This is a genomic window from Propionimicrobium sp. BV2F7, from assembly GCF_000510445.1.
GTDB lineage: Bacteria > Actinomycetota > Actinomycetes > Propionibacteriales > Propionibacteriaceae > Propionimicrobium > Propionimicrobium lymphophilum.
In genome coordinates this window covers 409,489-427,386 of the sequence record NZ_AZIS01000004.1, presented here as the reverse complement: position 1 = coordinate 427,386, position 17,898 = coordinate 409,489, and the positions used below count along the sequence as shown (strand labels likewise).

Annotated in this window: 16 protein-coding genes; 5 read left to right on the top strand and 11 right to left on the bottom strand. The window is 59.7% G+C overall.

The features are described from left to right. Window positions 1-4 precede the first annotated feature (4 nt). Entirely contained in the window at window positions 5-1,165 is a 1,161-nt protein-coding gene (locus tag HMPREF1255_RS06275; protein ID WP_024111273.1) for a cell wall metabolism sensor histidine kinase WalK, read from the bottom strand. An 83-nt stretch (window positions 1,166-1,248) separates the two neighbouring features. On the opposite strand from HMPREF1255_RS06275, the gene phoU reads away from it, so the two are divergent. Then, window positions 1,249-1,914 (top strand): phosphate signaling complex protein PhoU, encoded by a 666-nt coding sequence (gene phoU / locus HMPREF1255_RS06270; RefSeq protein WP_016454976.1) that lies wholly within the window; start codon window positions 1,249-1,251, stop codon window positions 1,912-1,914. Window positions 1,915-1,929: 15 nt separating this feature from the next. Then, window positions 1,930-2,181 (top strand): hypothetical protein, encoded by a 252-nt coding sequence (locus HMPREF1255_RS09840; RefSeq protein WP_155948504.1) that lies wholly within the window; start codon window positions 1,930-1,932, stop codon window positions 2,179-2,181. Between the two features lie 626 nt (window positions 2,182-2,807). Here HMPREF1255_RS09840 and HMPREF1255_RS06265 read toward each other — a convergent pair. From HMPREF1255_RS06265 to HMPREF1255_RS06240, 6 genes are all read right to left on the bottom strand, one after another. Next, window positions 2,808-3,554 (bottom strand): phosphoglyceromutase, encoded by a 747-nt coding sequence (locus HMPREF1255_RS06265; RefSeq protein WP_036917274.1) that lies wholly within the window; start codon window positions 3,552-3,554, stop codon window positions 2,808-2,810. Between the two features lie 82 nt (window positions 3,555-3,636). Further along, window positions 3,637-4,164 (bottom strand): DUF721 domain-containing protein, encoded by a 528-nt coding sequence (locus HMPREF1255_RS06260; RefSeq protein WP_024111241.1) that lies wholly within the window; start codon window positions 4,162-4,164, stop codon window positions 3,637-3,639. Further along, entirely contained in the window at window positions 4,161-5,408 is a 1,248-nt protein-coding gene (gene recF / locus HMPREF1255_RS06255) for a DNA replication/repair protein RecF (protein WP_024111005.1), read from the bottom strand. The genes HMPREF1255_RS06260 and recF overlap by 4 nt, the downstream gene beginning before the upstream one ends. A 34-nt stretch (window positions 5,409-5,442) precedes the next feature. Then, window positions 5,443-6,870: a cell wall metabolism sensor histidine kinase WalK gene (locus HMPREF1255_RS06250; RefSeq protein ID WP_024111087.1), complete on the bottom strand. Its 1,428-nt coding sequence runs from the start codon at window positions 6,868-6,870 to the stop codon at window positions 5,443-5,445. Then, entirely contained in the window at window positions 6,867-7,553 is a 687-nt protein-coding gene (locus HMPREF1255_RS06245) for a response regulator transcription factor (protein ID WP_024111151.1), read from the bottom strand. The genes HMPREF1255_RS06250 and HMPREF1255_RS06245 overlap by 4 nt, the downstream gene beginning before the upstream one ends. Before the next feature lie 3 nt (window positions 7,554-7,556). Next, window positions 7,557-8,312 carry a hypothetical protein gene (locus HMPREF1255_RS06240; protein WP_155948502.1) on the bottom strand — a complete coding sequence of 252 codons (756 nt, stop codon included), beginning with the start codon at window positions 8,310-8,312 and terminating at the stop codon, window positions 7,557-7,559. Between the two features lie 75 nt (window positions 8,313-8,387). Between HMPREF1255_RS06240 and argF the strand changes: the two genes are divergently transcribed. Next, on the top strand, window positions 8,388-9,377 hold the full coding sequence (gene argF / locus HMPREF1255_RS06235; protein ID WP_024111246.1) for an ornithine carbamoyltransferase: 990 nt from the start codon (window positions 8,388-8,390) through the stop codon (window positions 9,375-9,377). Here argF and pheA read toward each other — a convergent pair. Together pheA and HMPREF1255_RS06225 are read right to left on the bottom strand one after the other, a co-directional pair. Further along, window positions 9,374-10,282: a prephenate dehydratase gene (gene pheA, locus HMPREF1255_RS06230; RefSeq protein WP_024111194.1), complete on the bottom strand. Its 909-nt coding sequence runs from the start codon at window positions 10,280-10,282 to the stop codon at window positions 9,374-9,376. The genes argF and pheA overlap by 4 nt on opposite strands. Window positions 10,283-10,323: 41 nt before the next feature. After that, window positions 10,324-11,616 carry a citrate synthase gene (locus HMPREF1255_RS06225; RefSeq protein ID WP_016454985.1) on the bottom strand — a complete coding sequence of 431 codons (1,293 nt, stop codon included), beginning with the start codon at window positions 11,614-11,616 and terminating at the stop codon, window positions 10,324-10,326. 197 nt (window positions 11,617-11,813) lie between these two features. Between HMPREF1255_RS06225 and HMPREF1255_RS06220 the strand changes: the two genes are divergently transcribed. Beyond that, a complete protein-coding gene (locus tag HMPREF1255_RS06220) occupies window positions 11,814-12,506 on the top strand; it encodes a hypothetical protein (RefSeq protein ID WP_016454986.1) in 693 nt (230 codons plus the stop codon). A gap of 57 nt (window positions 12,507-12,563) precedes the next feature. Here HMPREF1255_RS06220 and dnaN read toward each other — a convergent pair whose 3' ends face one another. Continuing rightward, window positions 12,564-13,727: a DNA polymerase III subunit beta gene (gene dnaN / locus HMPREF1255_RS06215; RefSeq protein ID WP_024111001.1), complete on the bottom strand. Its 1,164-nt coding sequence runs from the start codon at window positions 13,725-13,727 to the stop codon at window positions 12,564-12,566. Between the two features lie 562 nt (window positions 13,728-14,289). Here dnaN and alr point away from each other — a divergent pair. Next, entirely contained in the window at window positions 14,290-15,411 is a 1,122-nt protein-coding gene (gene alr / locus HMPREF1255_RS06210) for an alanine racemase (RefSeq protein WP_024111143.1), read from the top strand. A 666-nt stretch (window positions 15,412-16,077) separates the two neighbouring features. Here alr and bluB read toward each other — a convergent pair. After that, window positions 16,078-17,859, bottom strand: a complete 1,782-nt coding sequence (gene bluB / locus HMPREF1255_RS06205) for a 5,6-dimethylbenzimidazole synthase (protein ID WP_024111196.1) — start codon at window positions 17,857-17,859, stop codon at window positions 16,078-16,080. Window positions 17,860-17,898 lie beyond the last annotated feature (39 nt).

Below are 17,898 nucleotides of genomic sequence, written 5' to 3'. Positions count from 1 at the left end.
CAAGTTAACGATAATCGGATTCGGCAACGAAATTGTCGATTACAAGCTCAATATACTTCGGCAGGCGCATCGTGAATGTTGAGCCTTGCCCCGGCTTGCTCCACACGTTCACTGTGCCACCGTGCGCATTCATGACGTGTTTGACGATCGACAGCCCCAGCCCGGTGCCGCCAGTTGCACGAGATCTGGCGTAGTCAACCCGGTAAAAACGCTCGAAGATTCGGTCCATTTCTTCGGCCTCGATGCCGATGCCGTTATCGGCGACGCTGATCTCGACGAACTCGTCGTCGGACTCGTTGACGAGCCTCGTGCTGACTGCTATTCGAGACCCCTTGTCCGAATAGTTGATGGCATTTTGGATCAGGTTGGTCAACGCGCTGGTCAGCTGGGTGGCGTCTCCGAGCACCTGCAGGCCGCGTCGGCCGGCCGTCGACATGTGCACCTCGCGGTCGTCAGCCAGCACCTTGCACTGGTCGATTGCCGAGGAAGTGACGTCGTCCACCTCCACGATCTCCGCGCGCGCCAGCGGATCGTTCGACTGCAACCTGCTCAGCTCGATGATCTGACGAACCAGCTCGCCGAGCCTGGTTGCTGACTCTGACATTCTGGTGGCGAAGTGACGAACCGCTTCCGGGTCGTCGGCGGCCTCCATGACGGCCTCGGAAAGCACCTGCAGCGCACCCACCGGCGTTTTGAGCTCGTGGCTGACGTTGGTGGTGAAGTCCCGTTTGATCTCGTCGGCCCTGGCCTGCGCCGTGCGGTCATCGGCGATGACGATCACCATGCCTTCATCAATCTGCACCGCGCGGATGGCCAGCTCCTGAACCACCTGGCCCAGCCCGCGTCTAATAGTCAGGTTGGTGCCCACCGGATGCGTCTTCTCGCGGACCTTACGCACCAGATCCAGCATCTCTTGATCTTTGATCCTGTTGCCGCGAATCAGGCCGCTGGTCTGCGCGGCCGAGGTGGCGTGAATGACCTGATCGCCGGCGTCCACGATTATCGCGGCGCTGCGCAGCAAATCGACCACATTCAGCGTCTGCTCACTGAGCGCCGGTTCTTCAACCGGCTGAGTCTCGTCGGAAGAATTCTTTATGCTGACGACGATCGCGCACGCGACCACCCCCACGAACAGCCCCAACAATGCAGCTACCCAGATATTCACAGTTTCATCATACGGTGCAGATTAACCACACTCACGACGGCGGAATGTAGGCTGAAGTCGTTAGACCAAAGAAAGGCCTCCATATGCGCGAGCTATACCGCAGCGAACTGCAAGAGATCGTCAACGATCTCGTCGTCATGTCCGACTCTGTTCAGATCGCGGTGCGCGACGCCACTACTGCTCTCTTGGACGTGAATCTGTCCGTCGCCGAACGGGTCATCTCGTCCGACGTCCGTATCGACCAGGTGCACGACCACGTTGAGTATCAAGCGTTCAGCCTGATGGCGACACAGGGCCCGGTGGCCGGCGAGCTGCGCACGCTCGTTGCGTCCATCCAGATGGTCGCCGAGCTAGGCCGCATGGGAGACCTGGCCGCTCACGTCGCCAAGATCGCCCGCCTGCGCTACCCCAACCGAGCGGTTCCGGACGGCCTGGTGGAGAATTTCCGCAACATGAGTTCCATCGCCCAAGACATGGTTGGCATTGCCGGCCGCGTGTTGGCCGAGCGTGACGCGGACGAGGCCGAGAAGCTCGTCACCGAGGACGACCAGATGGACAAATTGCGCAGCGACCAGTTCCGCATGATGGTCGGCAACGACTGGCCATACAGTGTGGAGGAGGCCGTTGACGTCGCCCTGCTTGGCCGCTACTACGAGCGCATCGCCGACCATGCCGTCGCCATCGGCAAACGCACCATCTACATCATCACCGGCGAAATGCCCGAGGGTGAAGACTGGCCGACGACGTAACCAGCCGTACTTTTTTTGGCTGGACGCACATGGTCGGTTGTTGGCCTGGAAGCACAGGGACGTCTGCTGTCTTGGCTGCTCAAGGCCAGCTGCCGGCCTGGAAGCTTAAGGTCGGCTGCTGGCCTGGATTGGGTTGGCCTGTTTATGGTCACCCCGATAGCTTCTTGTCGGTTGTGGGATTCGGGTCTTTGCGTCACTGGCTACGTGTCTCCGCTCCTGATTCAAACGCGTTCGCGTTTGAATGTCGTCGCTCTCGCCACGCCTTGATGTTCCTTCAAAGACCCGAACTCCCACAACCTCAGCTAAATAGGTGCCCACCCCGGCTCATCTGGAGATAGCGAGGAGAAAAAGATTCGACGTCGGACTTTTTTCCGCGATGATTTCTGAGGATTTAACGGGAACGATAAGGCTCGACGTCGAACAATTTCCTCCACGTTGAGTCGCCAAGATTTAACGGGAACCAAAAAGCTCGACTACGAACATTTTCTTCCTCACTAATCTCGACGACGCCCAACTCGGTGCCCACTTTTAACAGTGAGGATGCTGGGCTGGGTTGGTTTGGAGAGCATCGAGGCGTGGCGAAAGAGAAATCTCGATATCGCGCAAGCGACAAGAGATAAACGAAGACACGGCGACTCGCTCGACAAACCAACCCAGACCAGCAACCGACCAACACCGTCCAGGCAAGCAGCCGACCACAAGCAACCGGGCAAACCACAAACGTCACCAGAAACAACGAGGATAAAAAGTCCGTAGACAACTTTTTCTTCCACGCTAATTAGCCAGAAAACAACGGGGATGGAAAAGCTCGACAACGAACCTTTTCTTCCTCACGAATACGTTTTGGGCATAAAAATATCCCGCGCAGGTTAGCGCGGGATATTTTTGTTGGCTTACTTGCCCTGGTTGGCTACGGCCTTGACGCCGGCCTCTGCCGCCTCGGGGTCGAGGTAGCGGCCACCCTTTGTGACAGGCTTCAGGTCGTCATCGAGCTCGTAGTAAAGCGGAATACCAGTCGGGATATTCAGCTTGCTGATCTCGTCGTCGCCGATGCCATCGAGGTGCTTAACCAGCGCGCGCAGCGAGTTTCCATGTGCGGTGATCAGGACGGTCTTGCCGGCACGAAGATCGGGGACGATCTGGTCGTACCAGTACGGAAGCATGCGCTTAACGACGTCCTTTAGGCACTCGGTCAGCGGACGAATCTCGCTGGGCAAGTCGGCGTAGCGTGGGTCGTCGAACTGGCTCCACTCGCCGTCCTTGTCGATTGCGGGCGGCGGCTGGTCGAAACTACGACGCCAGGCCATGAACTGATCTTCGCCGAACTGGTCGCGGATCTCTGACTTGTCGAGGCCTTGCAGCTTGCCGTAGTGGCGCTCGTTGAGGCGCCAGCTGCGCTTGACGGGGATCCAGTGACGGTCGCAGGCGTCCAGCGCCAGGTATGCGGTGTGAATTGCGCGGCGCAGCACGGAAGTGTGAACGACGTCAGGCAGCAAGTTCTGCTCGGCGAGCAGTTCGCCACCACGAGTGGCTTCGCTGACGCCCTTTTCATTAAGGTCTACGTCAACCCAGCCGGTGAACAGGTTTTTCTTGTTCCATTTGCTTTCGCCGTGGCGAAGCAGAATCAACTTTGCGGTCATGCTCCTAGCATATGCGCACACCCGAATGGAGGTCTTGCCCACAGCCACTTTCACCCAATTTAGGCCCAGGGTTGCACGAATATTAACCGTACGTGTCACGCGGGCCGCGGCCGTCGCGAACGGATCTTGGCCCGTGATTCCAGTTCGGCGCCGCCGGCCCCTTGATGTCGATCCTGGTGACGGATCCTTGACCAAGAGATTCGTTAAGTGACGCGATGACTTTGGGGGCTAGTGTCCGGAGCGCGGTGGCCCATGTGGTTGACTCGGCCTGCACCTGCAGCACGCCCTCTCGGAATCCCACGGGTTTGCAGTGGTCGGCTACGGCCGTGCCGACGAGCTGCGGCCACTGGGAAAGCAGTGTGCGCACCCCGATCTGGGTCTGCCAGCCCTGGCGTTGGACAAATTTGCCGAACGCTTTGCCGAGAGGTTGCGGGTCGCGCGCGTCGGATGCGGAACCCGAATACTGCGGGGCAACGTTTTTGCGGCGCCGAACCTTCTTCTTTACGATGCCTTTGGGCGGGGGCAGGACGCCGGCCACCTCGCGGGAGATTTTCAGCGCCAACTCGATGCCGGTGGGGTCGAAGCCGGGGACTGTTTCTTCGTCGCTCATTTTGATGCCTCGTCGGAATCGGTGACGTCTTCGGCAAAGTTAGACGTCATTTCGTCCTCGGGAGAGCTCTGCGTTTCCTCGAACGATTCGTCCCTAACGGTTTCCGGGCCGTCGGCGGGTTCTACGTGGCCAGTTGTGACATTGAAGTATTTTCCGTTCAGCTTTTCGGGCACGTCGGTTCCGACGGCGGCGGTAACCAGAACCTGTTCGGCGTCCAGCACGGCGTCGGCTAGGCGCTGCCTACGCACCTGGTCGAGCTCGGCGAAGACGTCGTCGAGAATCAGCACGGGGTTGATGCCGTCGCAGCGTAGCAGCTGGAACGTGGCGAGGCGCAGGCTCAACGCGAGCGACCACCCCTCGCCGTGACTGGCGTATCCCTTCGCAGGCAGCGGGCCGATACTCAGGGCGATGTCGTCTCGGTGCGGCCCGAGCAGCGTGATTCCCCTGGCCAGTTCCTCGCTGCGTCGGGCAGTCAGCTGGGCGCGCATCGCATCGCGCAGGCTGGCAACGGTGGACTCCTCGGGCAGTTCGAAGGAGCACTTGTACTGGGCGTTTACGGAGTTGTTAGTGGGCGCGATCTGCTCGTAGGCGCCGGAGGCGAACGGGATCATTTCGGTGAGCGAGTCCAGGCGGGCTGCCAGCAGCTCGGCCCCGAATTCGCTCAGCTGCTCGTCCCAGATTGCCAGGGTGTATTCGTCGTCCAGACCCTCGGGGGAGCCGGATCTAGCACCGATCTGCTTCAGCAGAGTGTTGCGTTGGCGAAGCACCCGGTCGTAGTCGGACTTCACGCCGGCCATCCTCGGCCAGCGTGAAACCACCACCTCGTCGAGGAATCTGCGGCGGTCGGAGGGGTCGCCTTTGACGAAGTTGAGGTCGTCGGGGCTGAACAGCACGACGCGGAGCATGCCGAGCATGTCGGAGGCTTTGGTTAGCTGGCCACGGTTAAGTTTCGCGCGGTTTGCTTTGCCTTGGTTGATCTCCAGCTCCAGCAGGATTCGACGCGGGTCGTCCAGGCCTGCGACCACCTGGGCGCGAATGACGGCCTGCTGTCGACCGAACCGAATTAGCGGAAGGTCTTGCGAGACGCGGTGGCTGGCGAGCGTGGAAATATATTCCACGGCCTCAACCAGGTTCGTTTTGCCCTGACCGTTTCGTCCCTGAAACACGGTGACGCCCGGCTCGAGCTCAAGACGGGCAGACTCGTAGCTGCGAAAATCTGCGAGTTCCAGGCGGTCTACGTACACGGTTGCCAGTCTAGTTGAGCTTAAAACTTGCCGGTCACTGGTCCAGTTCGGCCAGTTCTTCCTTGTCGGCGGCGGGCAACACGACGGTGAACTTGGCGCCGCCGGTGGAATTCGAGTTGCTCGCCCACACCGAACCGCCATGCGCCTCGATGGTGTGCTTAACGATAGACAGCCCAAGACCCGTCCCCGGAGTGTTTCTTGCCTTGTCGGAGCGGTAGAAACGGTCGAAGATGTTATCGAGGTCCTCCTCGGCGATGCCGGGGCCCTCGTCCTCGATGGTAAGGGTCTCGTCATGCAGCCGGACGAAAATGTGGCCTTCCCTGGGCGAGAATTTCACGGCGTTGTCCAGCAGATTGGTGACAGCTCGGCCGAGAGTATCTTGTTCGCCGACGATGAACAGCGGCTCCAGTTTGACGTCGAAAGTGATGTGCGGGCCACGACGCTTCGCTCTGGTGACGGCGTCGGTGACCACCTCCGCGAAGTCGAGCACCTTTCGGCTGACATTGACCGCATCGTCGCGGCTTAGCTGAACCAGATCGCCAACCAGCGAGGTGAACTCGGCGAGCTGGGCGGAGACGTCGGCGAGGATCTCGTCCTTTGCTCCAGGAGGCAGCATTCCGGACTTCTGATCGGCCACCAACAGTTCGATGTTGGTGCGCATGGAGGTCAGCGGCGTGCGCAGCTCGTGACCGGCGTCCGCGATCAGCCGTTTTTGCCGCTCGCGCGAGCTGGAAAGCGAGTGGATCATCGTGTCGAAGTTCCTGCTGAGCATGCCAATCTCGTCGTCGCTGTGGATGCCGATGGGCACCAGCTCGTCGGTCTCGGTCACGCGCGAAACCGCCTTCGCCATAGTGTTCAGCGGAACCATCAGGGAACGGGAGGCGAAGTATCCGACGACAATGCCGCCCACCAACACGAGCGCCGAAACCCAGAAGATGTTGAAGCTCATGTCGCCGATCACCGCGTTCGCCTGCGAAAGCGGACGGGCGATGACGACCGCCAGCTTGTCGTTGCTTGTCGTCATCGGAACGGCCACCTGGCGGTACTTCTGACCGTCGACGCCGAGCACCGTCCTGGCGGAAATCCCCATCTGGGTGCGGGCGATGGCCAGCTCTGCAGCCCCCGTCTTCACGGGCACGGATGCACCAGAATTACCCCGCAGTGTGCCGTCGGAACGAACCAAAACCATCGATAGATTGGCGGCGTCCAAGGCGGTCGAGTTGATGCCCGCCATGCCGTCCAGGTCAAACTGCAGATAGATCGACGCGTCGATTGCCGCGTCGGCGAGCTCGCCGTCCATCTGGTCGTAGATGGACGACTTAGCCGTGAAGAAGCTGGTCGCCCCAACCAGAAGCAAACCGACCGCGATCGAAAGGGCAATAATCTGCGTGATTCGTCCAGGCAGCGACCTGCACTGCGCCAGCAGATCGGCCACCCAACCGCGGATTTTGTTGCCTATCACGGCGCTGTTTCACGCAACACGTAGCCCACGCCGCGGATGGTGTGGATGAGCCTCGGTTCACCTTCCTGCTCTGTCTTGCGCCTCAGATAGCCGATGTAAACCTCAAGCGAGTTAGCGGTGGTGGGGAAATCGAAGCCCCACACCTCGTTGAGCAGCCAACCACGCTCAAGCACATGATTCGGGTGCTCCATGAACACCTGAAGCAGCGCGAATTCCGTGCGGGTGAGGCTGATGCGTCGCCCGCCCCTGCTAACGCCGCGCGTGGCCGTGTCGAGCTCGAGATCACCGAAGTGCAGAATCTCGCTGGGCTCCTCGTGCTCGGGTTTGGTGCGACGAGTTAGCGCCCGGATCCGGGCCAGCAGCTCGTCCAGGCTGAACGGCTTAACCATGTAGTCGTCTGCGCCTGCGTCCAAACCATCGACGCGATCACCCACCGCATCGCGGGCGGTGAGGATGAGGATCGGCACGTCGTTGCCGTTCTCACGAAGCATCTTGGTGGTTTCGAGGCCGTCCAGGCGGGGCATCATGACGTCCATGACGACGGCGTCGACGTTCTCAGACGCGAGCTTGGCCAGCGCGTCCAGGCCGTCGGTTGCCGTGCTGACCTCATAACCGTTGTACTGCAGCGACCGCGCCAGCGAATCGCGGACGGCCTGGTCGTCGTCAACAACTAAAATCTGCATTCTCTAACCTCTGGAAAGATCTGGTGCCGATTCAAACCGGATGTCGATGTGCGCGCCGGCCCTCGACAACCAGGCTACCCTGCCCTCGCCTGCCAGCTGCGTGCGCCCATTAGGAGTTACGGTCAGGCAGGTGGTCTCGTCAATTGCGGCTACGTTGGCCATTTTACCAACGAGCATGGCCTCAATGGCCCTGCCCATTGCAGAACGCGCATCGACGTGGGTCTCGACGCTCGGACCGATAAGCCCAAGGCCGTCGGTGATTGTCAACTCGTCGAACCCGTAGGCGCATTCGGGTGTGGTGATTTGGCGTCCGTTGCTCTTCCAGCCGCCCACGATGGCGTACTTTCCGACGATCGCGGCACCGGCTGAAAAGCCCAGGTACGGCACTCCTGCGCTGACCAGCCTGCCAATGGTGGACTTGTTTCCAGCCAGATAGCTGAGCACCGACGACGGCATTCCCGGCCCGACGATCATCGCGCAGATGGATTTTTCGTCGGGGAACTCGAACGTCTCCGGATCGCCGTTCAGCCAGAAAGTTTCGATCTGCGCCTCCGGCCAGCGTTCACGCAGCACCTCTTCGTACTGGGCGCGCTCCTTGACGTTGCGGTCCTGCTCGTCGGCCGGATCGCCCACCAGAAACAGGGCTACTTTTTCCTCAGCTGTGAAAAAATCCTTGGCCTGGGTGACGAACGCGTCGAAAACAGGGGCGAGCGAAGGCTGATTCGGAAACGGCCTGCCACCCACTAGAAATAAGCTCATGTCTATAAGGTTAGACGCAGCAGCTGACAATTCTCACCTGCAAACTCTTCTCGAGGCGCAACGAAAGGCAAACACATGGATTTGCGGGGACGCAGTTTCCTAAAAGAAACGGACTTTTCGATCGAAGAATGGGCTCACCTTCTAGATGTCGCGGCCAAGTTGAAGGCCGATAAGATGAATGGGCGGGAATGTCAGCAGCTGGTCGGCAAGAATGTCGCACTGATCTTCGAGAAGACCTCCACCCGCACTCGTTGCGCGTTCGAGGTTGCAATTCACGACCAGGGCGGCCACTGCACCTATCTAGATTCGGTTGCCTCGCAGATCGGCCACAAGGAATCGATCGCCGACACGGCTCGGGTGCTTGGGCGCATGTTCGACGGCATCGAATACCGCGGCTTCGGGCAAGGGCGCGTCGAAACTTTGGCCGAATACGCTGGTGTGCCAGTGTTCAACGGCCTGACCGACGAATGGCACCCCACCCAGATGCTCGCTGACCAGCTCACCATGCTCGAACACAGCGGCAGGGACTTGTCGGAGGTCTGCCTGGCATACCTAGGTGACGCCAGAAATAATGTCGCTAATTCTCTGCTGGTTTCTGGCGCGATGATGGGTATGGACATTCGGCTACTGGCACCCAAGAGCCTGCAGCCGGCAGCCGACGTGCAGCGAACAGCCGCAGAAATCGCAGCTAAGTCGGGGGCGCGGATCACAATAACCGACGACATCGACGCGGTAGAGGGCGCGGAGTTCGTCTACACCGACGTGTGGGTTTCCATGGGTGAGCCCGACGAAATCTGGACGCAGCGCGTCGACGAGCTGCTGCCCTACCAAATCAACCAGAAGCTGCTGAACAGAGCCGGCGAAAACGTGCGCGTGTTGCACTGCCTGCCCGCATACCACGACTCCAACACAAAGATCGGGCGCAAAATCACCCAGCTAACCGGCATCACCGGTGGCCTGGAGATCACCCACGACGTCTTCGAGACCCACCCGGAAATCTTCGATCAGGCCGAAAACCGGATGCACTCAATCAAGGCAGTGCTGGTGGAGATGCTGCGCGCCTAGATCCGTCCGCCGATGGAACGCACCCAGTTCATCGCGTCGGTGTATTCGGGGTCGGTTCCGCCGCGCTGATTCATCGGTTCGACGCCATTCGCCCGTTCATAGCTGCCCAGGAAAATCACGTCCTGGCAGATCCTCTTCAGACCGATCAGTGTGTCGGCCAGGCGCAGATCCTCGATATGGCCCTCGGCGTCGATGCTGAAGCAGTAGTTACCCAAAGATGTCTTGGTGGGACGCGACTCGATGCGACACATATTGACCCCGCGCACGGCGAACTGCTGCAAAATGTTGAGCAGAGCGCCAGGTTCGTCGCGGTGCATGTAGGCCACCAGGGTGGTCTTGTCGTGGCCGGTGCGCGCCGGGGACTTCTGCCTCTTAGTAACCAAAACGAAACGGGTGGTGGCCGACGGGTTATCGGCGACGTCGCTGACTTGTGCTTCTAGCCCGTTTAGATCGCCGGCGATGGCCGAGCAGACGGTGGCGTCCGCCTTGCCCTCGGCGACGAAGTTGGCGCCCTGAGCCGTGGACCCGACCCGCATGATCTCGGCCTCGGGGAAGTTCTCGTCAAGCCAGTTGCGCACCTGCGCAAGAGCGTGCGGGTGGCTGGCGATCGTCTTAATTTCGGACAGCTGCACACCCGACCTTGTGCACAGGTTGAAGCGGATGTTCAGCACCGTCTCGCGGACGATCTGCAGCGGATTAGCCGGGTCACCGATGTCGTCAAGCGTTGCCGTCACGCCGCCCTCGACGGAATTCTCAATTGGCACCAAGGCGGCCTCGACAGAGCCATCTCGCACCGCCTCCAGCGCCAAACCGACGCTGGCGTACGGCCTCATGTCGTCACCGGAAACTAGCTGCAGCAACGCCTGATGAGTGAAAGTTCCTTCGGGGCCAAGGTATCCAAGCATGGGAACTAGACTAACCCGGCCATCGGCCGGGCCAACTATTTCTACCCGCGCTTGTTGCGCTGCACCCAGTGATTCTGCGGCTTGCCGATGTAGAGCTGACGCGGGCGGTAGATGCGCTGGGAGGTGTTGTCGTTGATTTCCTTCCAGTTGGCGATCCAGCCGGGCATGCGCCCGATCGCGAACATGACGGTGAACATGTTCAGCGGAATACCGACCGCGCGCAGGATGATGCCCGAGTAGAAGTCCACGTTCGGGTACAGGCTGCGCTCGATGAAGTAGTCGTCGGCCAGCGCCTCGGCGGCGACCTCCTCGGCCAGCTCCAGGAGCGGATCGCTGCTTTCCATCGTGTTCAGCAGCTTGCCGGCGGCCTTACGCAGGATTTTCGCGCGCGGATCCATGTTTTTGTAGACGCGGTGGCCGAAGCCCATCAGGCGGCTACCGTTCTCGCGCTTCTTAACCTCTTCGAGGAACTGCTTCGGCGTGATGTGTTCGCGAAGCATCCGCTGCAGCATCTGCACCACGGCGACGTTGGCGCCACCGTGACGCTGACCCCAGAGGGCCACGACGCCCGCAGAACAAGCCGCGTACATGTTCGCCTGGCCGGATGCCACCATGCGCACTGTGGACGTGGAACAGTTCTGCTCGTGGTCTGCGTGTAGTACCAGGAATTGGTTGATTGCCTGGCTCACCTCGGGCAGTGGCTCGTAGAGATCGTAGGTCTTCGAGAACATCATGTGCAGGAAGTTATCGACGTACTTCAGCGAGTCCTTAGGCTGAATGATCGGCTCGCCGCGGCTCGACTTGTATGCGGCGGCCGCGATCGTGCGAACCTTGGAAATCAGGCGAGCGGCATAGTCAATCAGGGCTTCCTCGTCGCCGTGGACGATCAACGGACGCTCGTGCATCGAAAGCGAGTTGATCATCGCCGACATGATCGCCATCGGGTTCGAGTTAGCCGGGAAGGCGTCGAAATGCTTCAACATCGCCGTAGGCAGCGCAGAGTATTTCGTGAGCAGCGAACGGAAATGTTCGCGCTGCTCGGTGTTGGGCAGCTCGCCGAAAATCAGCAGCCAGGCGGTCTCGACGAAGCTGGCGCGCTCGGCAAGCTCCTCGATCGGGATGCCGCGGTAGCGAAGCGTGCCCTCCTCACCGTCGATGAAAGTGATCTTTGATTTGCAGGAGCCGGTATTTGCGTAGCCGTCGTCAAGCGTGATGCAGCCAGTCTTTGCACGCAGCTGGCTGATGTCGATGGCCTTCTCGCCCTCGGTCCCCACAACTATTGGGAGCTCGTAGGTGGTGCCGTCGATCTCTATCTTTGCGGTATTAGCGCTCATCTGTACTCCTATTCGTCTAGGCAATTGTAGGCAATATGAATGCACTGATGAGCACCCGCCCAAATGCGTGCGCGTTAATCTTGAATGAAGGGGCTAGCCGTGCACACAACAGAGCGGCTAATTGGTCACATAACGGAAGTTTTTGACGTCCAACAGCGTTAAAGCTGCAGAGGCCATGAAAGTTTAGGAGGCCGACAATGTCCAGATCCGCAAGCGAAATTGGAAAATCTATCATCGCCGTGCTGCCCAGCGCCGCCCCAAACTCTGTGGGAAAAATGTTCCATTGGCTAATCGACCAGGCCATAAACGGAAACAAAGTACTGCCCGGCGCTAAAAAAACAGCCGGGCATCACCTGCGCAAACGACGCGGCGACGTCGAGAAGGCAATCGACAGGCTGGTTAACCTGCACGTCTCGCTTGCTGGGACGCAGGGTTTCGTGACGAGTCTTGGCGGTGCGGTGGCTAGCGTCGTCGGAATGCCGGCGGGAATGGTCGCAATTTCCATAATTCAGGGACGAATGGTGGGCGCAATCGCGCACCTGCGCGGCTACGACATCGAATCGGGCCAGGTCCAGCAGGCCATCATGATGTCTCTGCTGGGCGAAAAGATCGTCAACGAGCTGGTGGCTTCCGGGGATCTTCCCGGTTCGCCGCTCGTCATCGCGACAGCCCCCGTTTTGGACGACGAACTGTCTGAATCCATTTCGCGCAGGGTCGCCACCTCGCTACTCAGCCAATCCGGCGGCAAGCAGATGGCCAGCATGGCCGGCAAGAGGGTGCCGATCGTGGGTGGCGGCATCGGCCTGGTAACGGATTCATACAACACGCTCGCGATCAGCCGCTACGCACGCGCACAATTCGTCAGCAGGCGTCCCGCGCTCGACGATTAAGCCAACTAAGCAAAAATGCCCGAGATTATCTCGGGCATTTTTTATGTCTTGAATTCTTTAATTCGGCAGTCTCATCAGCATGATGACGTGCTTGTAATCGGGCTCCGGTGTGCCGTCGAGCGACTCGAGGCCCTGAACAAGACACGGCTTGCCGGCCGCGGTGAATGCGAAGTAGACGTACGGCGTGGTCAGCACCGAAAGCGCATCCTGCAGGTAGTGCGGGTTGAAGCCGGCCGCGGACAGGCTCAGCTCGCCACCGATCATGTTCTCGACGACGGCCTCCACTGCTTCTGAACCGCGAGCCTGGTCGCCAGTCGCGGCCTCCAGCGCGATCTGGTCGTCGGCAATCAGCATCCGCAATGGAGTGTTGCGCTCGGCCACCAGCGAGACGCGTTTAACCGCCGAAATCAGGTCGGAAGTCTTTGCCTTAACCGTCACCTTCGGGGTGATGTCCATCAGGTGACGAACCTTCGGGAACTCACCGCCCAGCAGACGGGTGGTGAGCTCACGCTTGCAGCCGGAACTTTCGCCGGTCAGGCCGATGATTCCGTCGCCGGTGCCCTCGCTGTGGGAGATAGCCACGGAAACCTGCTCACCGCCGGTCAGGGAACGCGAAACCTCGCTCAGCACCCTGGCCGGAACCAACGCAGACCCCTCGATCTGAGTCTTCGACGGGTTCCAGGTCATTTCCTTTAGCGCCATGCGGTAGCGGTCGGTGGCCAGCATGGAAAGCTTGTCGTCCTCGATCTCGATACGCACGCCCGTGAACACCGGCAGCAGCTCGTCGCGACCCGCGGCGACCGCAACCTGGTTGATGGCCTGGGAGAACTTGCTGGACTCTACAGCGCCGCTGGCCGAAGGCATCTCGGGAAGCGACGGATAATCCTCCACCGGAAGCATCTGCAGCGTGAAACGCGCAGAGCCACAAACCAGCTGAACGGTGGATTCGTCGCTGGAAATATCCACCGGTTTCTTCGGCAAGCTGTGAGAAATATCGGCCAGCAGCTTACCGCTGACCAACACTAGCCCCTCGTCGATGACCTCAGCCGGGACGGAAACCTTAGCGCTGGTCTCGTAATCGAAGCAGCTCATTTCGACGCCGTCAGCGTCCGCCTTGATCAGCAGACCCGCCAGGATCGGAACGGACGGGCGGCTGGGAAGACTGCGCGCTGCCCAAGCTACGGCTTCGGCCATCGCGTCGCTTTCGATGCGAATTTTCATCAGTTCTCCCTCGCTTCATTTAAAAACTGGTTAGGCATAACGCCTATCACTACGAGCATACCCGCTTGGTCCCTGCTCTTCACCTAACAGCATTGAGTTGATCTTGAGGGTCTTGCTTTGTTGATTTAAAGAATTCTATTTGGTCCGGTTACGGCCATTTTCCAGATTTCCACACCGGTTACTTTTATTAACTAAGAGATTTATAAATCTAGTAGTAGTAATAACTTCTGTGAATTAGTGGATAACCACCCATAAAACCTAGTCAACTGTATTTTTATACTTGTTATTCGCGGTGTTAATAACTTGTGGAAAACTTCTGGTGAATGTGGATACCGAAAACTCTTAACAGCTGTACACAAGCTACGCACAGGAAAGTAACAAGGTTTTCACACCCGCTGTGGACGTATTTCGTGACCAAACAATTATCTCAATCCACAGAGCAAACCAAGAAGTCGATTTTGAGCGTGGAAAAACGTCACCAGCTTGTGGATAACTCTGTGGAATTTAGCCCCAGAGAGCAATTCTGAAGCCCTTTGTCACCCACAAGTGCCATTATGGTTTCATGCTTTATGCCACGCACGCCATCATCGACCTGCAGCAGCTGGGGGCTAATGTCTCCGCCGTGCGGTCAAAAATAGGTGACCGTGCGCTGCTTGTGCCCGTCAAAGCTAACGGTTACGGTCACGGAGCCGTCCAGGTTTCGCGTTACCTGCAAGATAACCGGTTGGCTAATCACTTAGCCGTCGCGAACACGCCCGAGGCGCTGGAACTGCGCGAGGCGGGCATCACGCTGCCGATACTTAGGCTTTCCCCGGCATTCCCCGAAGAGCTATCGGCATTGTCCGACGCCAACGTGTCCATCACTATCGTCGACGAAGACGGCGTACGCCAGGCAGCCGAAGTCGGGTTCCGAGCCCCTGTACACATTGCCCTCGACACAGGTATGCACCGAATCGGAGTCGATCCGTCCGGCGCCCTCGGTCTCGCGACGAAAGCGCAGCAGGCCGGCCTCAATATTGAAGGCCTGTTCACTCACCTGCCCGTATCCGACGTCGAAGACGGGCGGGAATTCACCGTCGCCCAACTCAAAGCGTTCAACTCCGCCGCGACCCTAATCCAGCAGAATCGCCGGGACGCAGGTCTGCCGCCAATCAAATACGTGCACGCGGCGAATTCCGGTGCTGTCCTCGGCCACGACCTGAGCGGCATTAACATGGTGCGTCCCGGAATAATCATCTACGGCTACTATCCCGATCCGGCCAGCGGCAAGAACCTTGACATCAAACCCGTCCTGACCTGGAAGACGAAAGTTTCCGCGCTCCGCAAAATTGGTCCAGGCGAGACTGTCGGCTATGGACGCACTTGGTGTGCCGATACCGACCGCTGGATCGCCACAGTCCCCGTCGGTTACGCCGACGGCTATTCCAGGCTGCTCAGCAACCGTGGCCGGATGCTTTCGGGCGGGGTTTCGTATCCCATCGCCGGACGGGTCTGTATGGACCAAACCATGCTCGATCTCGGAGATTGTGAAAATTCTCCGCTCAAAGTTGGCGACGAGGTGACCCTCCTCGGCCGCGATGGCGACGAACAAATCACCGCCGACGAACTCGCCGACGCAATGGGCACCATAAACTACGAGGTTCTCTGCCTAATCGCCAAGAGAGTCCCCCGGGTCTACAAATAGAGTCACTACACATCCTTGAGTCCTCTAGCTACCGATTCGCGTGACGCGGCGGCCTGGGTGCCTGCCTCTGGTGGCTTGTCTTGGGTGCTCTTGGTTGGTGCTTGGTCTGGACATTCTTGGTTGGCGGTTGGCTGGTTGCTTTTCGGCGGTTGTGGGATTCGGGTCTTTGCGTCACTGGCAACGTGTCTCCGCTCCTCATCCAAGCGCTTTGGCGCTTGGATATCGTTGCTCTCGCCACGCCTTGATGTTCCTTCAAAGACCCGAACTCCCACAACCTTATGCCTTTAGGTGGTTATCCGAATTATTGTTTCAAAAAGGGCTCGTCTACGAGCCAAATCTGCCGCAATAATGTCGCGACCACTTAATAAGCGAGGCTGGTGGAGCTGGGTTGGGTTGGCGAGCATTGGAGGCGTGGCGGGAGCCAGATGAATACAACGTATTCGTCGCGAAGACACGGGCGAAAGAGCTCGACAAGCCAACCCAGGCCAACAGCCGACCTTGAGCTGCCAGGCCAGCAGCCGACCTTAAGCATCCAGGCCGTCAGGCGACCAGAAGCAACCAGACCAGCCACCTCGAGGATGGTTACCAACTGATAGAGCTAGGTTGGCGTCCACGTAAAGGTAGCCACCTAGCAGGTTGGCGGTCACGCAAAGGTAGCCAACTGGGCTAGCAGGTTGGCGTCCACCGGGCGGCGGCCTCACGAACGCGCATCCCCGTCAGAAGCATTTGGGCTCCGTAGCAGGCACCGACGCCTTCGCCAGCGCGCATCCGCAGCTCGAGGAGTGGTTCGAGGCCGAGCTCGTCGAGAACTTTCTGGTGGGCGTGTTCGCGACTGACGTGGGACGCGATCAGCCAGCCTTGCACTCCGGCGCTGATCTGGACGGCAGCCAGCGCGGCGACGCTCGTCGCGAGGCCATCTAAAACTACGACGCTGCCGGCCTTTGCTGCGCCCAACACGACGCCCGTCAGCACGGCGAATTCCGGGCCACCGACGGCGGCGAGAGCCTCGATCGGGTCGCGCAGGTCGCGTCCCTGAAGGCGCTCGAATGCGCCTATCAGAACCTTGATTTTGCGTTCAACCATCGAGGAGTCGCTGCTGGCACCCAGGCCGACGGCATCCTCGGGGCTCAGGCCGGCGAGCGCGCACGCCAGCGCGGAGGCCACGGTGGTGTTTCCGATTCCGATTTCGCCCAGGCATACCAGGCCATCGCCGGATAGCTTCTCGCCCAGCTCGATGCCGCGCTCTACCAGCAATTTAGTTTGTTCGAGGCTCATTGCGTCAGTGGTGACGATGTCGCCGCGCTGGCCGGGCAGTCGCAGGTCTATTGCGCCCTCGATAGGCCCCTCGTTCACGCCTGCGTTTACTGTCACCGAGGTCAAGCCGATAGTTTTTGCGGTGGCTGCACCCAGCGAAGAGCCGGCCGCCGAAGCACGCATAACCTCGTATGTGACGGATGAATCGAACGCTGAAATCCTGTGCGAGGTGATCGGGTGATCTGCGCCAACGATGACCAGCGTGCCGGAATAAACCTTGTCCATCGCGGCACCCAGCCTGTCGAGCGCCTGGTCGAGCTTGCCCAATGATCCCGGAGGCGTCAACAGCTGATCGGCCTCGTCGCGGGCGCCGACCACGTCCAACCTGCCGGGCGCGCTGACCTGCATGTTCGCGTACTTTTCGGCCAGATCCTCGCGTAGCCCAGAAACGGGTGCGGACGGCTCGTCGGACTGCGGCCAACGGTTTCTCAGCACGACTTCTTCCAGCGGCAGGCGTTTCGACCAGCCGCGGCGCTCCAAGCCGGGCGACGGCGGGCGCTCGTCCGGCCAGCCCAGGCACATCCAACCTAGCGTCTCCACGCCCTCGGGTAGCCCGAGCATTTCGGCTAACTCTGCCGGGTCGAACAGCGTCACCCAGCCCATGCCAAGCCCGCGCGCCCGGGCGGCAAGCCACATGTTCTCGATCGCGGCCGCGCAGCTCCACATGTCCGCGTCGGTGAACGTGTTCCTTCCTAGCACTCCCGATGACGGGGTTCGCCTATCGCATGCCACCACAATTCCAAGCGGGGCCTCGCGAATGCCCTCCAGTTGAAGATCCAGCAGTCTCGCCGCGCGGTCCTGAGTTAGCAGCTTCGCCTGACGTAGCCTCTCGCGGTCTGCCATCACTGCTGCCTGGTCGCGGATGTCTTGGTCGCTGACCACAATGAAGCGCCAGGGTTGCGAATGTCCAACCGAAGGGCCCCTATGCCCCGCAGTCAAAACCTGTTCGACCAGTTCCTGTGGCACCTCGTCGGCGCGATACCTTCTGATATCTCGCCTTGCAGAAATAACCTCATCCAGCGCGGCGGTAACTGCCTCACCCATGCTCCACGCTTCCGGATCCTGCTGGCGGTCTACATGGCTCGTCGCGTCTCCGATGTTCGGCACCGGACGTTCGTACTTATCATTGCTCATGGCTAAAGACTATCTTCACCCCTTTTTGATTTTTCCGGC

Excerpts from the sequence above, each read along its gene's own strand:
- phoU (WP_016454976.1), top strand. The coding sequence starts at position 1,249 with ATGCGCGAGCTATACCGCAGCGAACTGCAAGAGATCGTCAACGATCTC.
- HMPREF1255_RS06265 (WP_036917274.1), bottom strand. The coding sequence starts at position 3,554 with ATGACCGCAAAGTTGATTCTGCTTCGCCACGGCGAAAGCAAATGGAAC.
- HMPREF1255_RS06260 (WP_024111241.1), bottom strand. The coding sequence starts at position 4,164 with ATGAGCGACGAAGAAACAGTCCCCGGCTTCGACCCCACCGGCATCGAG.
- HMPREF1255_RS06245 (WP_024111151.1), bottom strand. The coding sequence starts at position 7,553 with ATGCAGATTTTAGTTGTTGACGACGACCAGGCCGTCCGCGATTCGCTG.
- HMPREF1255_RS06240 (WP_155948502.1), bottom strand. The coding sequence starts at position 8,312 with ATGAGCTTATTTCTAGTGGGTGGCAGGCCGTTTCCGAATCAGCCTTCG.
- argF (WP_024111246.1), top strand. The coding sequence starts at position 8,388 with ATGGATTTGCGGGGACGCAGTTTCCTAAAAGAAACGGACTTTTCGATC.
- pheA (WP_024111194.1), bottom strand. The coding sequence starts at position 10,282 with ATGCTTGGATACCTTGGCCCCGAAGGAACTTTCACTCATCAGGCGTTG.
- HMPREF1255_RS06225 (WP_016454985.1), bottom strand. The coding sequence starts at position 11,616 with ATGAGCGCTAATACCGCAAAGATAGAGATCGACGGCACCACCTACGAG.
- HMPREF1255_RS06220 (WP_016454986.1), top strand. The coding sequence starts at position 11,814 with ATGTCCAGATCCGCAAGCGAAATTGGAAAATCTATCATCGCCGTGCTG.
- dnaN (WP_024111001.1), bottom strand. The coding sequence starts at position 13,727 with ATGAAAATTCGCATCGAAAGCGACGCGATGGCCGAAGCCGTAGCTTGG.
- alr (WP_024111143.1), top strand. The coding sequence starts at position 14,290 with ATGCTTTATGCCACGCACGCCATCATCGACCTGCAGCAGCTGGGGGCT.
- bluB (WP_024111196.1), bottom strand. The coding sequence starts at position 17,859 with ATGAGCAATGATAAGTACGAACGTCCGGTGCCGAACATCGGAGACGCG.